The 15,133-nt window shown below is 77.7% G+C and carries 16 protein-coding genes and 1 riboswitch; of the genes, 8 read left to right on the top strand and 8 right to left on the bottom strand.

Annotated elements, in window-relative coordinates; all coding sequences use genetic code 11:
* Positions 1-140: 140 nt before the first annotated feature.
* The gene (locus ACWIZO_RS07220; RefSeq protein WP_448641816.1) at positions 141-629 is read left to right on the top strand and encodes a hypothetical protein; all 489 of its coding nucleotides are present in this window, start codon (positions 141-143) and stop codon (positions 627-629) included.
* Between the two features lies 1 nt (position 630).
* On the opposite strand, the gene ACWIZO_RS07215 is transcribed toward ACWIZO_RS07220, so the two are convergent.
* On the bottom strand, positions 631-1,905 hold the full coding sequence (locus tag ACWIZO_RS07215) for an FAD-dependent oxidoreductase (protein WP_448641815.1): 1,275 nt from the start codon (positions 1,903-1,905) through the stop codon (positions 631-633).
* 79 nt (positions 1,906-1,984) lie between these two features.
* Complete coding sequence (locus ACWIZO_RS07210; RefSeq protein ID WP_448641814.1) at positions 1,985-2,983, bottom strand: alcohol dehydrogenase catalytic domain-containing protein; 999 nt, start codon at positions 2,981-2,983, stop codon at positions 1,985-1,987.
* 209 nt (positions 2,984-3,192) lie between these two features.
* Between ACWIZO_RS07210 and ACWIZO_RS07205 the strand changes: the two genes are divergently transcribed.
* A complete protein-coding gene (locus tag ACWIZO_RS07205) occupies positions 3,193-4,293 on the top strand; it encodes a MerR family transcriptional regulator (RefSeq protein ID WP_448641813.1) in 1,101 nt (366 codons plus the stop codon).
* Between the two features lie 9 nt (positions 4,294-4,302).
* Here ACWIZO_RS07205 and thiD read toward each other — a convergent pair whose 3' ends face one another.
* The 5 genes from thiD to ACWIZO_RS07180 form a co-directional block, all read right to left on the bottom strand.
* Positions 4,303-5,133: a bifunctional hydroxymethylpyrimidine kinase/phosphomethylpyrimidine kinase gene (gene thiD, locus ACWIZO_RS07200; protein WP_448641812.1), complete on the bottom strand. Its 831-nt coding sequence runs from the start codon at positions 5,131-5,133 to the stop codon at positions 4,303-4,305.
* Positions 5,130-5,762, bottom strand: coding sequence for a thiamine phosphate synthase (thiE, locus tag ACWIZO_RS07195; RefSeq protein ID WP_448641811.1), 633 nt, complete (start codon positions 5,760-5,762; stop codon positions 5,130-5,132). Before thiE ends, thiD begins: the two co-directional genes overlap by 4 nt.
* Complete coding sequence (gene thiM / locus ACWIZO_RS07190; protein ID WP_448641810.1) at positions 5,759-6,529, bottom strand: hydroxyethylthiazole kinase; 771 nt, start codon at positions 6,527-6,529, stop codon at positions 5,759-5,761. Before thiM ends, thiE begins: the two co-directional genes overlap by 4 nt.
* A gap of 7 nt (positions 6,530-6,536) precedes the next feature.
* Positions 6,537-6,633: riboswitch (TPP riboswitch) on the bottom strand.
* Positions 6,626-7,270, bottom strand: coding sequence for a TenA family protein (locus ACWIZO_RS07185; protein ID WP_448641809.1), 645 nt, complete (start codon positions 7,268-7,270; stop codon positions 6,626-6,628). It overlaps the preceding riboswitch by 8 nt.
* Entirely contained in the window at positions 7,267-7,854 is a 588-nt protein-coding gene (locus tag ACWIZO_RS07180; protein WP_448641808.1) for a thiaminase II/PqqC family protein, read from the bottom strand. The genes ACWIZO_RS07185 and ACWIZO_RS07180 overlap by 4 nt, the downstream gene beginning before the upstream one ends.
* Before the next feature lie 135 nt (positions 7,855-7,989).
* Here ACWIZO_RS07180 and ACWIZO_RS07175 point away from each other — a divergent pair, with 135 nt between their 5' ends.
* The 6 genes from ACWIZO_RS07175 (at position 7,990) to ACWIZO_RS07150 (ending at position 12,565) form a co-directional block, all read left to right on the top strand.
* Positions 7,990-9,318, top strand: a complete 1,329-nt coding sequence (locus ACWIZO_RS07175) for a purine-cytosine permease family protein (RefSeq protein ID WP_448641807.1) — start codon at positions 7,990-7,992, stop codon at positions 9,316-9,318.
* Entirely contained in the window at positions 9,315-10,427 is a 1,113-nt protein-coding gene (gene thiO, locus ACWIZO_RS07170; RefSeq protein WP_448641806.1) for a glycine oxidase ThiO, read from the top strand. The genes ACWIZO_RS07175 and thiO overlap by 4 nt, the downstream gene beginning before the upstream one ends.
* Positions 10,428-10,628: a sulfur carrier protein ThiS gene (thiS, locus tag ACWIZO_RS07165; protein ID WP_448641805.1), complete on the top strand. Its 201-nt coding sequence runs from the start codon at positions 10,428-10,430 to the stop codon at positions 10,626-10,628.
* Complete coding sequence (locus ACWIZO_RS07160) at positions 10,629-11,441, top strand: thiazole synthase (RefSeq protein ID WP_448641804.1); 813 nt, start codon at positions 10,629-10,631, stop codon at positions 11,439-11,441. It abuts the gene before it with no gap.
* The gene (locus ACWIZO_RS07155; RefSeq protein ID WP_448641803.1) at positions 11,438-12,016 is read left to right on the top strand and encodes a thiamine phosphate synthase; all 579 of its coding nucleotides are present in this window, start codon (positions 11,438-11,440) and stop codon (positions 12,014-12,016) included. Before ACWIZO_RS07160 ends, ACWIZO_RS07155 begins: the two co-directional genes overlap by 4 nt.
* A 186-nt stretch (positions 12,017-12,202) precedes the next feature.
* Complete coding sequence (locus ACWIZO_RS07150; protein WP_448641802.1) at positions 12,203-12,565, top strand: ATP-binding protein; 363 nt, start codon at positions 12,203-12,205, stop codon at positions 12,563-12,565.
* A 56-nt stretch (positions 12,566-12,621) separates the two neighbouring features.
* Here the strand turns inward: ACWIZO_RS07150 and ACWIZO_RS07145 are convergent, their stop codons facing one another.
* Positions 12,622-14,706, bottom strand: coding sequence for a SpoIIE family protein phosphatase (locus ACWIZO_RS07145; protein ID WP_448641801.1), 2,085 nt, complete (start codon positions 14,704-14,706; stop codon positions 12,622-12,624).
* Between the last annotated feature and the right edge of the window lie 427 nt (positions 14,707-15,133).

Genomic DNA, 15,133 nt, shown 5'->3' with positions numbered 1-15,133 from the left:
GGCCGCGTCAAGCCGGCCGGACGCCGGCGACGCGGGGCGTCGGGCTGTCGAGCGTTCCGCGCCCGTCGGACGACGTCGTGGCGATGACTTCCGCCTGCCCCGCCGGTCCCGACCACCACCGACCCGCGAGGAGGACCGTCGTGACGACCGGACCCGACCCCACCGACCAGGCGGGCGGCCCCCGCGCGCCGGCTCCCCACCCGGAGCTCCGCAGGCTCGACGTGCTGGAGGGCAGCTGGCGGCTCGAGGGCCACGACCTCGGCGGCGGCGCGCCCTTCACCGGCACGGTGACGCGGCGCTGGCTGCCGGGCGGCCACTTCCTCGTCCAGCAGATGAGGATCGACGGGGACGAGCAGGAGGGCACCGAGTACATCGGCTGGGACCACGCCCAGGAGACGCTGCGCTCGATGCTCTTCAGCCGCGAGGGACCGGGTCCGTTCTGCTCGTTCGCGCTGGAGTACGTCTGGCGGATCGAGGGCGACGACCTCACGATCTGGCACGGGTCCCGGGACTCCCCGGCGCGCTTCAGCGGCAGGATCGACCGCGCCGCCGGCACCGTCGCGGGGCGGTGGGAGTGGCCCGGCGGCGGCTACGCGGCCACCGAGACCCGCCTCGACGAGCCCGGGTGAGTCACGTCGCCCGTCCCGGGCGACCCCGTTCGCGGAGGGACCGGGCGGCGTGCGCGGCGAGCGCCGCGGCGGGCAGCGCCCCGCGGGCCAGCACGCTCCCGGCCGGGTGTCCGGCCGCGCGCATCCACCGCAGTGGCGCCAGTGACCCACGGACGGCGTCGGGCGCGTAGGCGGCCATCTGCCGCTGGTAGTCGTGCACGGCCAGGGGCAGCGTGGTCGACCCGGTGCGCACGGCGGCCAGGTGGCCGGCGAGGAGGTCGGCGTCGCGGATCGCGGTGGCCGCGGCCGAGCCGCCGGTCGGGGGCATGGCGTGGACGGCGTCGCCCAGGCAGGTCACCGGACCCGCCGGCCACGGCGTCAGGTCGGCGTCGGGGTCGACGGCGGAGAAGCGGAAGGACGCCGGACTGCCCGGGTCGGCGGCGGCGACCAGGGCCCGCACCTCGGGTGACCAGCTCCGCAGCAGGTCGGTGACGAGCTCGGCCAGGCCGGCGGGGTCGCGCTCCCGCACGTCGCCGGGCAGGCGGTGGTCGAGCGCGTGCAGTCCCCACACCACGCCGGGGGCCTCGACGTCGGCCGGCACGTCCCGGCAGGCCGCGGGGTCCACCGCGGGGACCGTGGCCGGGTCGTGCAGGCTGAGGAAGGCCCCCACCCCGTCGGGCGCGAAGGCGAGGGCCGGACCCGCGCGCAGCAGGTCGGGGACGAGCTCGCGGGTGCGCGCGTCGACCGGGGTGCGACCGGCGATCCCGGTGACGCCGACCGGGGCCGAGGTGGGCCGTCCGGCTAGGGCCCGCGCCACCCGGGAGCCCACGCCGTCGGCGCCGACGAGCAGGTCGCCCCGCTCACTGCTGCCGTCGGCGAAGCGCGCGGTGACGCTGCCGTCGGCGTGCACCTCGTGGCCGGTGAACTCCTGCCCGAAGCGCACGACGCCGTCCAGGCCGTGGGCGAGCAGCCGGCGCAGCGGGACCCGCCCGATCAGCAGCCGCTCGCCCGAGGGGTCCTGCCGCGCGAGCAGGAGCACGCGCAGCCGGTGGTCGGTGACGGCGAGCCGGCGGAACGACCCGGGGCCCGCCGAGCTGGCCAGCAGGGCCTGGTGGTGCGCGGGAGCCAGGTGGCGGCGCAGCGCGGCGCAGGCGCGCTCGTCGAGGTGCAGGCGGTAGCCACCGGTGGCCGAGGCGGAGGGGTCGCGGTCGTGGACGCTGACGTCGTCACCGGCCCGGTGCAGCGCCTGGGCCAGCGTGAGGCCCCCGATGCCGGCGCCGACGACGATGACCCGCACGGACCCACCGTAGGAGGGCACCCGCCCGGGCGGCCCCGCCGATCCGACCGGGGCGGGCCGGCTCCGTGCGGGCCGACCCTCAGGTGGTCAGGACCATGCGGAAGCGCGCCCGGCCGGCCATCATGCGCTCGTAGGCGGTGGAGACCTCCTCCATCGGGACGGTCTCGACCATCGGCCGCACGCCGGTGAGGGCGGCGAAGCGCAGCGTGTCCTCGGAGTCCTTGGCGGTGCCGGAGGCGTGGCCGGCGACGAGCCGGCTGGCGAGGATCAGGTCGACGGAGTTGATCCGGAGGGGCTCCTCCGGCGCGCCCACCACCATCAGCCGGCCGCGGGGCCGCAGCCCGGGGACGGTGGCGCTCATCGCGGCGGCGTCGGTGACGGTGGCCAGGACGACGGCCGCACCGCCGAGCGCGGTCAGCTGCTCGGCGACGTCGGTGGCGGTGCTGTCGACGTAGTGGTGGGCGCCGAGGTCGCGCGCGAAGGACGCCTTCTCCGGGCCGCGGGCGACCGCGACGGTCTCGAACCCCATCCGGGCGGCGAACTGCACGCCGAGGTGGCCGAGACCGCCGAGGCCGAGGACGGCGACGAGGTCCCCGGCGCGCGCCCCGCTGTTCCGCAGCGCGTTGAAGGTGGTCACGCCGGCGCACATCAGCGGCGCGGCCTCGGCGTCGGTCAGCGCGTCGGGGATCGCGGCCAGCGCGTCGACCGGGGCCAGCAGGTGGTCGGCGTAGCCGCCGTCGCCGGTCAGCCCGGTGACCGCGCCGTTGGCACAGGAGATGGGGTCCCCGCGGCGGCAGGAGTCGCAGGTGTGGTCGGCGCCGCCGAACCAGCCCACGCCGACGCGCTGGCCGGGCGTCCAGTTCGTCACGCCCTCGCCGACCGCCTCCACCATGCCGGCCACCTCGTGACCGGGCACCCGCGGATAGGAGCTGGCCAGCCCGTTCTTGGCCATGGCGTCGCTGTGGCAGACCCCGCACGCGGCGACCCGCACGAGGACCTCGTCGCGCCGCGGTTCCGGGCGGTCCCGCTCGACCAGCTCGAAGTCCGCTCCCGGCGCTGCCACCTGCACTGCCCGCATCTGGTCCTCCTCCTCGACGCCGTGGCGCACCGCCCGGGACGTCGAACGGGACGACGCCCGCGCGCCGCCCCCACCACGCCTACCCAGGCCGACGCCCGGGGCACACGCCGCTCGGGCCTGGGAGCGCCGCGGTGGGCGCTGCCACCGGACGGCCCGCTCCTGCCCGTGTTGACCCTCCCCCCAGGGCAGAGCACAGGCTGCGGTGACCGGTGAGCCTCACCGGTGACGAGGACGGGACCGTGGACCTGATGAGCATCGGGGAGTTCGGCCGGGCGGCCGGCCTCACGCCCAGGGCGCTGCGCCTGTACGACGAGATGGGTCTGGTGCGCCCGGCGGAGGTCGACGAGCTCAGCGGCTACCGGTACCACCGGGCCGAGCAGCTCGACCGGGCCCGCCTGGTCGCCCGGCTGCGCCTGGTCGGGATGCCCCTGCCCCGCATCGAGGTCGTCGCCGACCTGCCGTCCGGGGCCGGCGCGGCCGAGCTGGGGTCGTACTGGCGCCAGGTGGAGGCCGACACGGCGTCCCGGCGCGCCCTGGTCGCCGTCCTCGTCGAGGAGATGCGCAGCGAGGAGAGCGACGTGTTCGTCGACGACGACCCCCGGCCCGTGGCGGCTGCCCGCACCCTGGTCGGGTCCCGGGACGACCAGCTGGACGCCGTCACGGCCGGCCGCCGCGTGTTCGCCGTCGCCGACGGGTTCGGCAGCGACCCGGGCGTGGCGACCCGCGCGCTCGGCGCGCTGGCGGTGCTCGAACGCGTCAGCGGCCTCGGCGACCCGGTCCGGGTGATCGACGAGGCGGTCACCGCGGCCTCGGCGGCCGTCGCGGAGCGCCCGTCCGGGGACGCCTCCGGCGAGGGATCGGGGTGCACCCTGACCGCGCTCGTCCTCGGCGCCGGGGAGGCTGGCCCTCGCCCACGGCGGCGACTCCCGGGCGTACCTCGTCCGCGACGGCCGGCTGACCTGGCTCACCCGGGACCACACCCACGTGCAGTCCCTCGTCGACGAGGGACGGCTGACCGAGGACGAGGCGCGCTCGCACCGGCGCCGCGCCGACCTCGACCGCGCGCTCGTGCCCGGCGCGTCCACGGCGGCGGACGTCTCGCTGCACCGGACCCGGCCGGGCGACCGGTTCGTCCTCACCACGGACGGCGTGCACGCCGTGCTGCCGGCCGGCCGGCTCGCGTCGCTCCTGGTGGACGGTGCCGGTCCCGAGGACGTCGTCGGCCGGGTGCAGGACGCCGTCGCGGCGACCGGTGCCCCCGACAACGCCACGATCCTCGTGGTCGACCTCCCGGTCGCCCCCGGAGGTGACCGGCGGGCTCAGGCGGGCCAGATGCCGGCGAAGTGGTGCACCGGGCCGTGGCCCGAGCCGATCCCCAGCGACTCCCCCGCCTGGAGCATCCGCTGCAGGTGGTCGCGCGCCTGCTCGACCACCGGCTCCCACTCCCCCGGGCCGCCGACGCCGCGGGCCACCAGCGCGGCGATCGCCGAGGACAGCGTGCAGCCGGTGCCGTGCGTGGCGGTCGTGTCCACCCGCGGCCGCCGGGTGACGACGACGCCGTCGGCGGTGGCCAGCACGTCGACGCTCTCGCTCCCGCCCAGGTGCCCGCCCTTGAGCAGCACCGCGCCGGGCCCGAGCTGCAGCAGCGCCTGCGCCTGCCCGGGCAGCTCGTCGACCGTCGTGGCCGGCGGCACGTCGAGCAGCGCGGCGGCCTCGGGCACGTTCGGCGTCACCAGGTCGGTGACCGGCAGCAGCACCTCGCGGACGGCGGCCACCGCGTCGTCGTCGACCAGCCGGTCCCCGCTGGTGGCCACCATGACCGGGTCGCACACCACCGGCCCGGCCGCGCGGGACGCCAGCGCCGCGGCGACCTCCCGGACGACGTCGGCGGTGCCGAGCATCCCGGTCTTGGTGGCGTGCACGGTCACGTCGTCGAGCAGGGTGGCGATCTGCTCGCCCACGAACGCCGCGGGCACCGGGTGCACGCCGGTGACGCCGCGGGTGTTCTGCGCGGTCAGCGCGGTGAGCACGGCCGTGCCGTAGACGCCCAGCGCGCTGAGGGTCTTGAGGTCGGCCTGGATGCCGGCGCCGCCGCTGGGGTCGCTGCCGGCGACGGTCAGCGCGACGGGCACCCCCGCCCGCCCGGTCACCGGGCCGCCCGGAGCGTGCGGGCCGCGCCGGCCGGGTCGGGCGCGGCGCAGACCGCCGAGACGACGCAGATCCCGTCGACGCCGGTGACCTGCGGCGCCCGCTCGGCGGAGATCCCCCCGATGGCCACCGACCGCAGCCCGCCGTCCCGGGCGGCCGCGGCCAGCGCGGCCACCCCCTCGGGCCCGAGCCCGGTGCCGGCGTCGGGCTTGGTCGGCGTCGTCCACACCGGGCCGATGCCGACGACGTCGACCGTGCCCGGCGGCAGCGCCAGCGCGACCGCCAGCTCGTCGTCGGACCCGGCGGAGAGCCCCAGCAGCCGGTCGGGGCCGATCAGCGCGCGGACCTCGGCCGGCGGCAGGTCGTCCTGGCCGACGTGCACGCCGTCGGCGCCGGCCAGCAGCGCGACGTCGACCGCGTCGTTCACGAACAGGGCCACGCCGGGGTCGAGCACCGCCTTCACCGCGAGCGTGAGCTCGTACAGCTCCCGCCGCGACGCCGTCTTGTCGCGCACCTGCACCGCGGTGACCCCGCCGGCCACCGCCGCGCGGACGACGTCGGGCACGGTGCGCGGCGCCGACAGCGCGGTGTCGGTGACCAGGTAGAGCGTCGGATCCAGCGGCGGCCTCACGCGGTCACCTGCGCGGCGGAGAGGTCCCGGACCCCGTCGAGCGCGTCGAGCCACAGCGGCGCGAAGGTGCCCGGCCCGGGGCCGACCGCGGCCGCGGCCTCGGCCGCCAGCGCGACGTGGGCGTGCGCGGCGACCGCGCCGGTCAGCGGGTCGCCGGTGGCGGCGACGTAGGCCGCGACCAGCGCCCCGAGCGCGCACCCGGCGCCGGTGGTGCGGGTGAGCAGGACCGACCCGCCGCCCACCCGCACGGTGCGCGAGCCGTCGGTCACGACGTCGACCTCCCCGCTCACCGCCACCACCCCGCCGGTGCGCCCGGCCAGCGCGACCGCGGCCTCGAGGGCGTCGTCGGCCGACGCGGTGGAGTCCACCCCGCGCCCGCCGGACCCGGCGCCGGCCAGCGCCAGCACCTCGCTCGCGTTGCCGCGCACCACCGCGGGACGGGACCCCAGCAGCTCGGCGGCCAGCTCCGTGCGGAACGCCAGCCCGCCGACGGCGACCGGGTCGAGCACCCACGGCGTCCCGGCGGCCGACGCCGAGCGGGCGGCGAGCCGCATCGCCTCCGCGGTGCGCTGGTCGACCGTGCCGAGGTTGACCAGCACCGCGGAGGCCACGGCGGCGAAGCCCTCGGCCTCCAGCGGCTCGTCGACCATCGCCGGCGCCGCGCCGACGGCGAGCAGCGCGTTGGCGGTGAGCGTCTGCACCACCGTGTTGGTCAGGCAGTGCACGAGCGGGGCGGCGGCGCTCAGCGCCGACCGGGCAGAACTCAACGCAGCGGCATCCACGCCGTGACATCCCTCCGCCAGCATGACCTGGTCAGGTTCGACGGGTGTCTTCTCAGCCCGCCCGACGGCGGACACCCCGTGTCACTGGCCGCCGACGGTACCCCAGGCCGCGGGGTCCCAGGCCGCGGCGAAGAACCCGAGCTCGAGCTCCATGGCCCGCCGGTAGGCCCGGCGCACCGCCGGGGTGTCGGCGGCCAGCCGGTCGAGCAGCGCCTCCAGCGTGGCGGCCAGCTCCGCGAACCCGGGGTCGGCGTAGGTGTCCACCCACTCCCGGTACGGCCCGGTCGCACGGGGGACCAGCGCCCGGCCGAGGTGGGCGTAGAGCCGCATGCACGGCGTCATCGCAGCAGCCACCTCCCCGACGTCGCCGAGCGCCGCGGTGGCCAGCAGGAAGTCGGTGTAGGCGAGCGTCGCCGGCGCCGGCGTCACGGCGGCCAGGTCGATCCCCCACCGCGCCGCGTAGCCGTCGTGCAGCCGCAGCTCCTCCCGGACGCCGGCCAGCAGGTCGGCGAACGCCTCCAGCGTCGCGCGGTCGCGGCTGTGCGCCACCCCGAGGGCGTAGGCGCGGGCGAAGGCCTCGAGGAAGAACGCGTCCTGGGCGACGTAGCCGGCGAACCGCTCCCGCGGCAGCGCCCCGTCGGCGATGCCGGTGACGAACGGGTGCGCCAGCGCCGCGGCGGCCAGGTCGGCGCTGCCGGCCCACAGCCCGGCGGACAGGGAGGTCACGGGAGCGCCGTCTCCCAGAACGCCGTCTCGGCCGCCACGACCTCCAGGAACACGGCGTCGTCCGCCGGGCCCGTCTCGTCGGCCGCCGCCTCCAGCGCGGCGACGTAGGACGCGAAGCCAGGGACGGTCCAGTGCTCGACGAACTGCCGGTACTGCGGGGCGCCGGGCCGCGCGGTCGACCAGGCGTCGAGGTAGGCGCGCTCGACGGCCCACAGCGCGGTCAGCGCGACCCCGACGTCGGCGGCGTCGAGCCGGTACAGCAGGTCGCCGTAGGCGATCGTGGCCGGCAGCCGCGGCACGGCGAGGTCGAGTCCCCGCTCGGTGGCGACGCGGGTGAACCAGTCCAGCTCCTCGACCAGCGCGACGCAGCCGCCGGCCAGGACCGCCCGCGCCGGCCGCGGGGCGCGGGCCAGCAGCCGGGCCTGGAAGCGCAGCAGGTCGGCGACGAAGTGCGCGTCCTGCACCAGCCAGGTGTCGAGGGCCCCGGCGGGGAGCGTCCCGTCGCGGACGGCGTCGAGGAAGGGGGAGGTGGTGGCGCCCCGCCAGGCGTCGGGGTGGCGGGAGGGCAGCTCGGCGACCGGCACGGCGGGCGACCCTACGCCCGGCCTACAGTGGGCCCCGCCATGTGCGGGAGCTCGGGGCGACCGGGCTGAGAGGGCGGCTGAGCGCGCCGCCGACCGCTGGAACCTGACCGGGTAATGCCGGCGTAGGGAGCAGCCGTGAGCACCGACGTCCGGGCCTCCGGCTCCGCGACCAGCACCGACGCGCCCCTCACCCTCGACCAGGCGCCGCCGCGCACGCTCGGGTTCGGGGCCAACCTGGGCCTGTGGGCCAACCTCGGCGTCAGCGTGCTGCTGCCCGTGGCCGCGGTCTTCGTCGTCCTGCCGGGACGGCCGCTGTGGGTGACGGGAGCCGCCGTCGTCGTCGGCGCGGCGATCGGGTCGGCGCTGCTGGGCCTGGTCGCCGCCGCCGGGGCGCGGGAGAGCGTGCCCGGGATGGTGCTGCTGCGCGGGCTGCTCGGCCGGCGCACCTCCTGGCTGCCTACGGCGTTCAACCTCGTGCAGTGCGTCGGCTGGGCGACCTTCGAGATCGTCGTCATCGCCGAGGCCGCCGCCCGGGTGCTCGACGCGCCGCGCTGGCCGTTCGTCGTCGCCGCCGGGGTGCTGGCCACCGCGATGGCGCTCAAGCCCCTCGGCGTCGTCCGGGTGCTCTCCCGGTACGCGGTGTGGGCCGCGCTGGCCGCCGTCGCCTACCTGTTCGTCGGGGTGCTGCGCGAGCCGCTGCCGCCGGTCGAGGGCGGCGGGGCGACGTCGTTCTGGACCGCCGCCGACGTCGTCGTCGCGCTGCCGGTCTCCTGGCTGCCGCTGGCCGCCGACTACACACGCCACGCGCGCAGCGCCCGCGCCGCCGGCGTCGGCTCGGCGGTCGGCTACGGCCTGGCCACCGTGCTCATGTTCGTGCTCGGCGTGCTCGCGCTGGCCGCGTACGGCAGCGCCGGCCTCGACGTCATCGACGCGCTGCTCGCCGTGCCGCTGGGCGCGGTGGCGGTGCTCGTGCTGGTGGCCGTCGAGCTCGACGAGGCCTTCGCCAACCTCTACTCGACGGCGGTGTCGGCGCAGAACGTCGTCGCCCGGCTCGACCGGCGGGTGCTCGCCCTGGGCGTCGGCGTGCTCGCCACGCTGCTCGCGCTGACCGTCGACGTCACCGCCTACGAGCCGTTCCTGTTCCTCATCGGCGCGGTGTTCGTGCCCCTGGCCGGTGTGCTGATCGTGGCCTACTGGACCACCCCGCGCGGCGGCTGGGACACCTCCGGGACCGCGCCCGCCCGCCCGCTGCTGCTCCTGCCGTGGCTGGCCGGCTTCGTCGCCTACCAGCTCACCCTGCCCACGTACCTCCCCGGCGCGGGCGCGGGCTGGACGGCGTGGTGGACGGCGCGGCAGGCCGACCTCGGCATCGACCCCGCCAACGGCTGGTCGGCGTCGCTGGTCGGGCTGGCGGTCGCCGTCGTCCTCACCCTGCCGCTGCTGCTCAGGAGCCGGCGGCGGTGACCGACGTCGCCGTCGCGGGAGGCGGGCTGATCGGGCTGGCGGTCGCCTGGCAGGCCGCCCGCCGGGGGCTGTCGGTGACCGTGGTCGACGACGCCCCCGGCACCGGCGCCTCGGCCGCCGCGGCCGGGATGCTCGCGCCGGTCACCGAGGCCGGCTACCGCGAGGAGCCGCTGCTGCGCCTCGGCCTGGCCTCGCTGCAGCGCTGGCCGTCCTTCGCCGCCGAGCTCGAGGCCGCCGCCGGCCGGCCCGTGGGGCTGCGGACCGCCGGCACGCTGGTGGTCGGGTTCGACGAGGACGACGTCCGCGCGCTCGACGCCCTGCACGCCTTCCAGCTCGAGCTGGGCCTGGCCGCCGAGCGCCTGACCCCGCGCGCCGCCCGCCGCCGCGAGCCCTCGCTGACCCCGCGGGTGCGCGGCGGGCTGCTGGTGTCCGGCGACCACTCCGTCGACGGCCGCGCCGTCCACGCCGCCCTGCTCGCCGCCGCGGGGGCGACCGGCGTCGAGCTGGTGCGCGACCGGGTCGAGGAGCTCGTGGTGGACGGCGGCCGCGCGGCGGGGCTGCGGCTGGCGGGCGGGACGACGCTGCCGGCCGGGCAGGTCGTGTTGGCGCTCGGCGCCCGCAGCGGGCAGCTGCCCGGCGTCCCGCCGCTGCCGGTGCGGCCGGTCAAGGGGCAGATCCTGCGGCTGGCCGGCGCCGACGGGCTGCTCGACGGCACGGTGCGCGCGCTGGTCCGCGGCCGGCAGGTCTACCTCGTGCCCTACGGCGGCGACCGGCTCGTCGTCGGCGCCACCACCGAGGACCGCGGCTTCGACCCCGCGGTCACCGCCGGCGGGGTGCACGACCTGCTGCACGACGCGATCGACGTCGTCCCCGGCATCACCGAGCTGGAGCTGACCGAGACGCTGGCCCGCTGGCGGCCCGGGACGCCGGACAACGCGCCGCTGCTGGGCGCCTCGGCGCTGCCCGGGCTGGTGCTGGCCACCGGGCACCACCGCAACGGCGTGCTGCTCACCCCGGTGACCGCCGACGCCGTCGCCGACCTGCTGGCTGGCGGCGCGCTGCCCGAGGTGGCCGCCGCCTTCTCCGCCGAGCGGTTCCGGAGGGACTGAGTGGAGCTGACCGTCAACGGCGCCCCGGCCGAGCTGGCCGACGGCGCGACCGTGGCCGACCTCGTGGCCCAGCGGGCGCCCGGCCACGACCGGGTCGCCGTCGCGCGCAACGGCGACGTCGTCCCCCGCAGCAGCTGGGCGCAGACCCCGCTGGCACCCGGCGACGCCGTCGAGGTGCTGGCTCCGACCGCAGGAGGCTAGATGAGCACGTCCGAGCTCGCGCCGGCACTCGAGCGCGAGGAGGCCACCGACCCGTTCGGGATCGCCGGGCAGACCTTCACCTCCCGGCTGCTGCTGGGCACCGGCGGCGTGCCCAGCCTGGAGGCGCTGGAGGCCGCGGTGCGCGCCTCGGGCACCCAGCTGGTCACCGTCGCCCTGCGCCGCGTGGAGGCGTCGGCCGGCGGCTCGATGATGGACGTGCTCGACCGCTGCGGCGTCCGGCTGCTGCCCAACACCGCCGGCTGCATGACCGCGCGGGAAGCGGTGCGCACCGCCCGGCTGGGCCGTGAGGCCTTCGGCACCGACTGGGTGAAGCTCGAGGTGATCGGCGACGAGCGCACGCTGCTGCCCGACGCCGTGGAGCTGCTCGACGCCGCCGAGCAGCTGGTGGCCGAGGGCTTCACCGTGCTCGCCTACACCACCGACGACCCCGTGCTCGGCCGCCGGCTGGCCGACGCCGGGTGCGCGGCGGTGATGCCGCTGGGCTCGCCGATCGGCAGCGGGCTGGGCATCCGCAACCCGCACAACGTCGCGCTGCTGCGGGAGGCGGTGTCCGTGCCGGTGGTGCTCGACGCCGGCATCGGCACCGCGTCGGACGCCGCGCTGGCGATGGAGCTCGGCTGCGACGCGGTCCTGCTGGCCTCGGCGGTGACCCGCGCCCGCGACCCCGAGCGCATGGCGCTGGCCATGCGGCAGGCCGTGGAGGGCGGGCGGCTGGCGAAGCTGGCCGGCCGGATCCCCCGCCGCTGGCACGCCGAGGCGTCCACCCCCTTCGAGGGGCTGCCGGAGCTGTGAGGCCGCCGCGGCTGCTCGTCGTCACCGACCGGACACAGGCCGCCGGGCCGCTGCCCGAGGTGGTCGCCGCCGCCGTGGACGCCGGCGCCCGCGCGGTGTGGCTGCGCGACCGCGACCTGCCCCCCGTCGAGCGGCGGGCGCTGGCCGGCGAGCTGCAGGTGGTGCTCGACCCGGTGGGCGGGCTGCTGGTGTGGGGCGGCGCGGCCGGGGCGCCGGAGGGCACCGCGGTGCACCTGGCGGCCGCCGACCCGTTCCCCGCCGTGCGCCCCCCGCTGGTGGGCCGGTCCTGCCACTCGGCCGCCGAGGTGGCGCGGGCCGCCGACGAGGGCTGCGACTGGGTGACGCTGTCGCCGTTCGCGCCGACCGCGTCCAAGCCCGGGTACGGCCCGGCGCTGGGCACCGGGGGACTGGCCGCACTCGCCCCGGGTGCCCCACCGGTGCTGGCGCTGGGTGGCGTGACCCCCGCCGACGTCCCCGCGCTGCTCGCCGCCGGCGCGCACGGGGTCGCCGTCATGGGCCCGGTCATGCGCGACCCGTCCGTCGTCCGGGAACACCTGACCGCCCTGGCCGGCTGAGGACCGGCCGCCGGCCGGCTGTGACCCGGCTCGCAGTCAGGTTTGCGGTGAGGTCTGCCGAGTCATACGCAGGTGTTCGACATCCAGCCCCTGCCGCGGGCTCGACGCACGGGGAGTCACGGGGTGGGACGCGGATCGGCCGGGCTCGGCTGGCCCGCGGCGTCCCCTCCTCCGGCGGGGGACGGCATGGCGTGGCAGCTCTCCGACGTCACCGAGCTGCCCCGCGTGCGGCACGAGGTGCGGCTCCGCCTGGACGCCGACGGCACGGCCGACCTGCGCGACCGGCTGCTGCTGGTGCTCGACGAGATGGCCTCCAACGCGCTGCGCCACGGCGGCGGTCGCGTGCAGGCCGCCGTCCGCCGCACCGGCGACGCCTTCCTCGTCGCCGTCTCCGACGGCGACGCGGCCACCCCGCCGACCCCGGCCGTCGACCGCGACCCCAGCGAGGGCGGCCTGGGCCTCTACCTCATCGCCGAGCTGTCCACGGCGCACGGCTGGTACGTCGACGGCGACGCCAAGACCGTCTGGGCCGTCCTCCCCCCGCGCTGACCGCCCCAGGCCCCGTCCCGAGGCCCCGTCCCGAGGCCCCGTCCCGAGGCCCGCTGCTACTGCGGGTGCAGGCGGATGGCGACCAGGGCGACGTCGTCCTGCAGGCCCTCGGGGCGCAGCCGGGTGACCAGGGCGTCGCAGAGCCGCTCCAGCGGCAGGTCGGCGAGCTGGGCCAGCGCCGTCCGCAGTAGCTCGGTGCCCTCGTCGAGCAGCAGGTCGCGGCCCTCGACCAGCCCGTCGGTGTAGAGCAGCAGCGTCGAGCCGCGGTGCACCTCCACCTGCGACGACGTCCGCCGCGCCTCGGGGTCGACGCCGAGCATCAGCTCCCCGCGGCCGCCCCCCAGCGTCCGCACCGCGCCCGACGGCGTGAGCAGCAGCGGCGGTGGGTGGCCGGCGTTGGACCAGCGCAGCGTGGTCAGGCCGGCCGCGCGCTGCTCCGGCGTCTGCTCCACGCGGGCGACCACCGCGGTGGCCATCGTGTGCAGCCCCAGCGCGCCGACGGCGGCGTCGAGCTCGGCGAGGACGGCGTCGGGCGGGGTGTCGCCGCGGTGGGCGATGCCGCGGAGCATGCCACGCAGCTGCCCCATGCTCGCGGCGGCCTCGATGTCGTGGCCGACGACGTCGCCGATCACCAGCACCGTGGCGCCGTCGGGCTGCAGGAAGGCGTCGTACCAGTCGCCGCCGACCTGGGCGACCTCCAGGGCCGGCTGGTAGCGCACGACGATCTCGGCGTGGTCGGGCTGCGGCGGCGCGGTGAGCATGCTGCGCTGCAGCGCCTCGGCCAGCCGGCGCTGCTGGCCGAACAGCCGGGCGTTGTCCAGCGCCAGCGCCACCCGGTCGGCGACCTCGCGGGCCGTGGCGACGTCCTCGGGCCCGGCGACCGGGCGGTCCTCGCCGCGGTAGAGGCTCAGCGCGCCGAGCGTGCGCCCACGGGCGAGCAGCGGCAGGGTCAGCGCCGAGCGGGGCGCCAGCGCGTCGAAGGCCTCCCGCACCTCGCCCTCGGGCAGCGTCGGCCGGATGACCGCCTGGACGTCGGGCACGGTGAGCAGCTGCCCGGACTCCAGCGCCCGCAGCACCGGGGCGTCCGGTGGGACGGAGGACAGCCGCAGACGCGCGTAGGTGGCGGCGGCCGCCCGCAGCGCCGGGTCGCGGTGCCAGTTGGCGACGTCGTGCATCCGGCCGTCCTGGCCGCTCGACAGCGTCATGACCACCCAGTCGCCCAGCACCGGGACGACGGCCTCGGCCACCCGCTGCAGGGCCGCCTCCTCGGCGACGGGCGAGTCGAGCGACGGCGACATCAGCGCGCTCACCTCGGCCAGCAGGGACAGCCGCGCGGCACCGTCACGGGCGCGCTGCTCGGCCGCCCGGCGCTCGGTGACGTCGAGGAAGTACACCGACAGCCCGTCGGGGCCGGGCCAGGCGCGCACCTCGTACCAGGCGTCCAGCGGCACTGGGTAGTGGGCCTCGAACACCCGCTCCTCGCCGGCCTCGACCGCACCGCGGTAGTTGACCTCGAAGTCGCTGCCGACGGCGGCCGGGAACAGCTCCCAGACGACCCCGCCCAGCAGTTCCTCGCGGGAGCGGTGCAGCACCCGCTCGGCCTCGGCGTTGACGTAGGTGAAGCGCCACTCCTGGTCGAGGGCGAAGAACGCCGAGCGCATCGTCTCCAGCACCCGGGAGACGCGGGCCTCGCCCTCGCGGACCACCGTGGTGTCGATGCCGGCGCCGAGCAGCCGCGCAGCCACGCCCGAGGCGTCGGCGAGCGCCCGGCCCCGGCCCTGCACCCAGCGGATCTCCCCGGAGGGCAGCACCGCCCGGAACTCCGCGGAGTACTCGCCGCAGGTGTCGATCGCCTCCTGCAACGCCTGCAGCGTGCGCTCGCGGTCGTCGGGGTGGATCCGCGCGGCGAAGGCCTGGATCGTCTCGGCGAACTCGCCCGCGCGGAAGCCGAACATCTCCTGGAGCTGGTCGTCCCAGGCGAGCCGGCCGGTGGCCAGGTCCCAGTCGAAGCTGCCGATGCCGGCGGCGTCGATGGCCAGCTCGAAGCGCAGCCGGCTGACCTCGGGGTCGTCGGGGAGGGTCGGCAGCCGCCCGGCGGACGCCTCTCCCGGCGTCCCCGGACGCTGCTCGGGGACGGTCACGCGGGGCGGGCTCATCTCGTGCGGGGGCGGCGGGTTCCGTCCTTTGTCTCACGTCGGGGGGCGTGGTTCCAGCCGGTGTGCCCGAGTCGACACCGGAACGGTGTGTGCGAGACGCCTCCGGCGGGTCCGGGGACGCCGGACGGGCGCCCCCGGCGGCCCGGCTCCGGCGGCGGTGCCGGAGCGGGCTCGTCGGGAGCGCCCGTCGAGGGTCGTGACGCGCGGCGCCCGCCGGAGCGGGACGCATCGTCGTCGCCGGTGCCGGCGGCGCCGGGCCAGGCGGACCGCGGCCGGTCGACGGCGCGCTGCACCTCGGGCGCGGCCCGCGAGGGCCGGCACCGGTCCCTCGGCGCCCGGTCTGGCCAGGTCGTGCCGGTCGGAGACCGGGGGAGGGACGTCCCTCCCCGGGCACCGGCAGGGCCTGGGGGTC

This window comes from Geodermatophilus sp. URMC 63 (assembly GCF_053502565.1).
This window is presented reverse-complemented; position numbering and strand designations above follow the sequence as displayed.

Coding starts and splice junctions, on each gene's coding strand:
- ACWIZO_RS07210 (WP_448641814.1), bottom strand. CDS start 2,983: ATGCGGGCAGTGCAGGTGGCAGCGCCGGGAGCGGACTTCGAGCTGGTC.
- ACWIZO_RS07160 (WP_448641804.1), top strand. CDS start 10,629: ATGAGCACGTCCGAGCTCGCGCCGGCACTCGAGCGCGAGGAGGCCACC.
- ACWIZO_RS07150 (WP_448641802.1), top strand. CDS start 12,203: ATGGCGTGGCAGCTCTCCGACGTCACCGAGCTGCCCCGCGTGCGGCAC.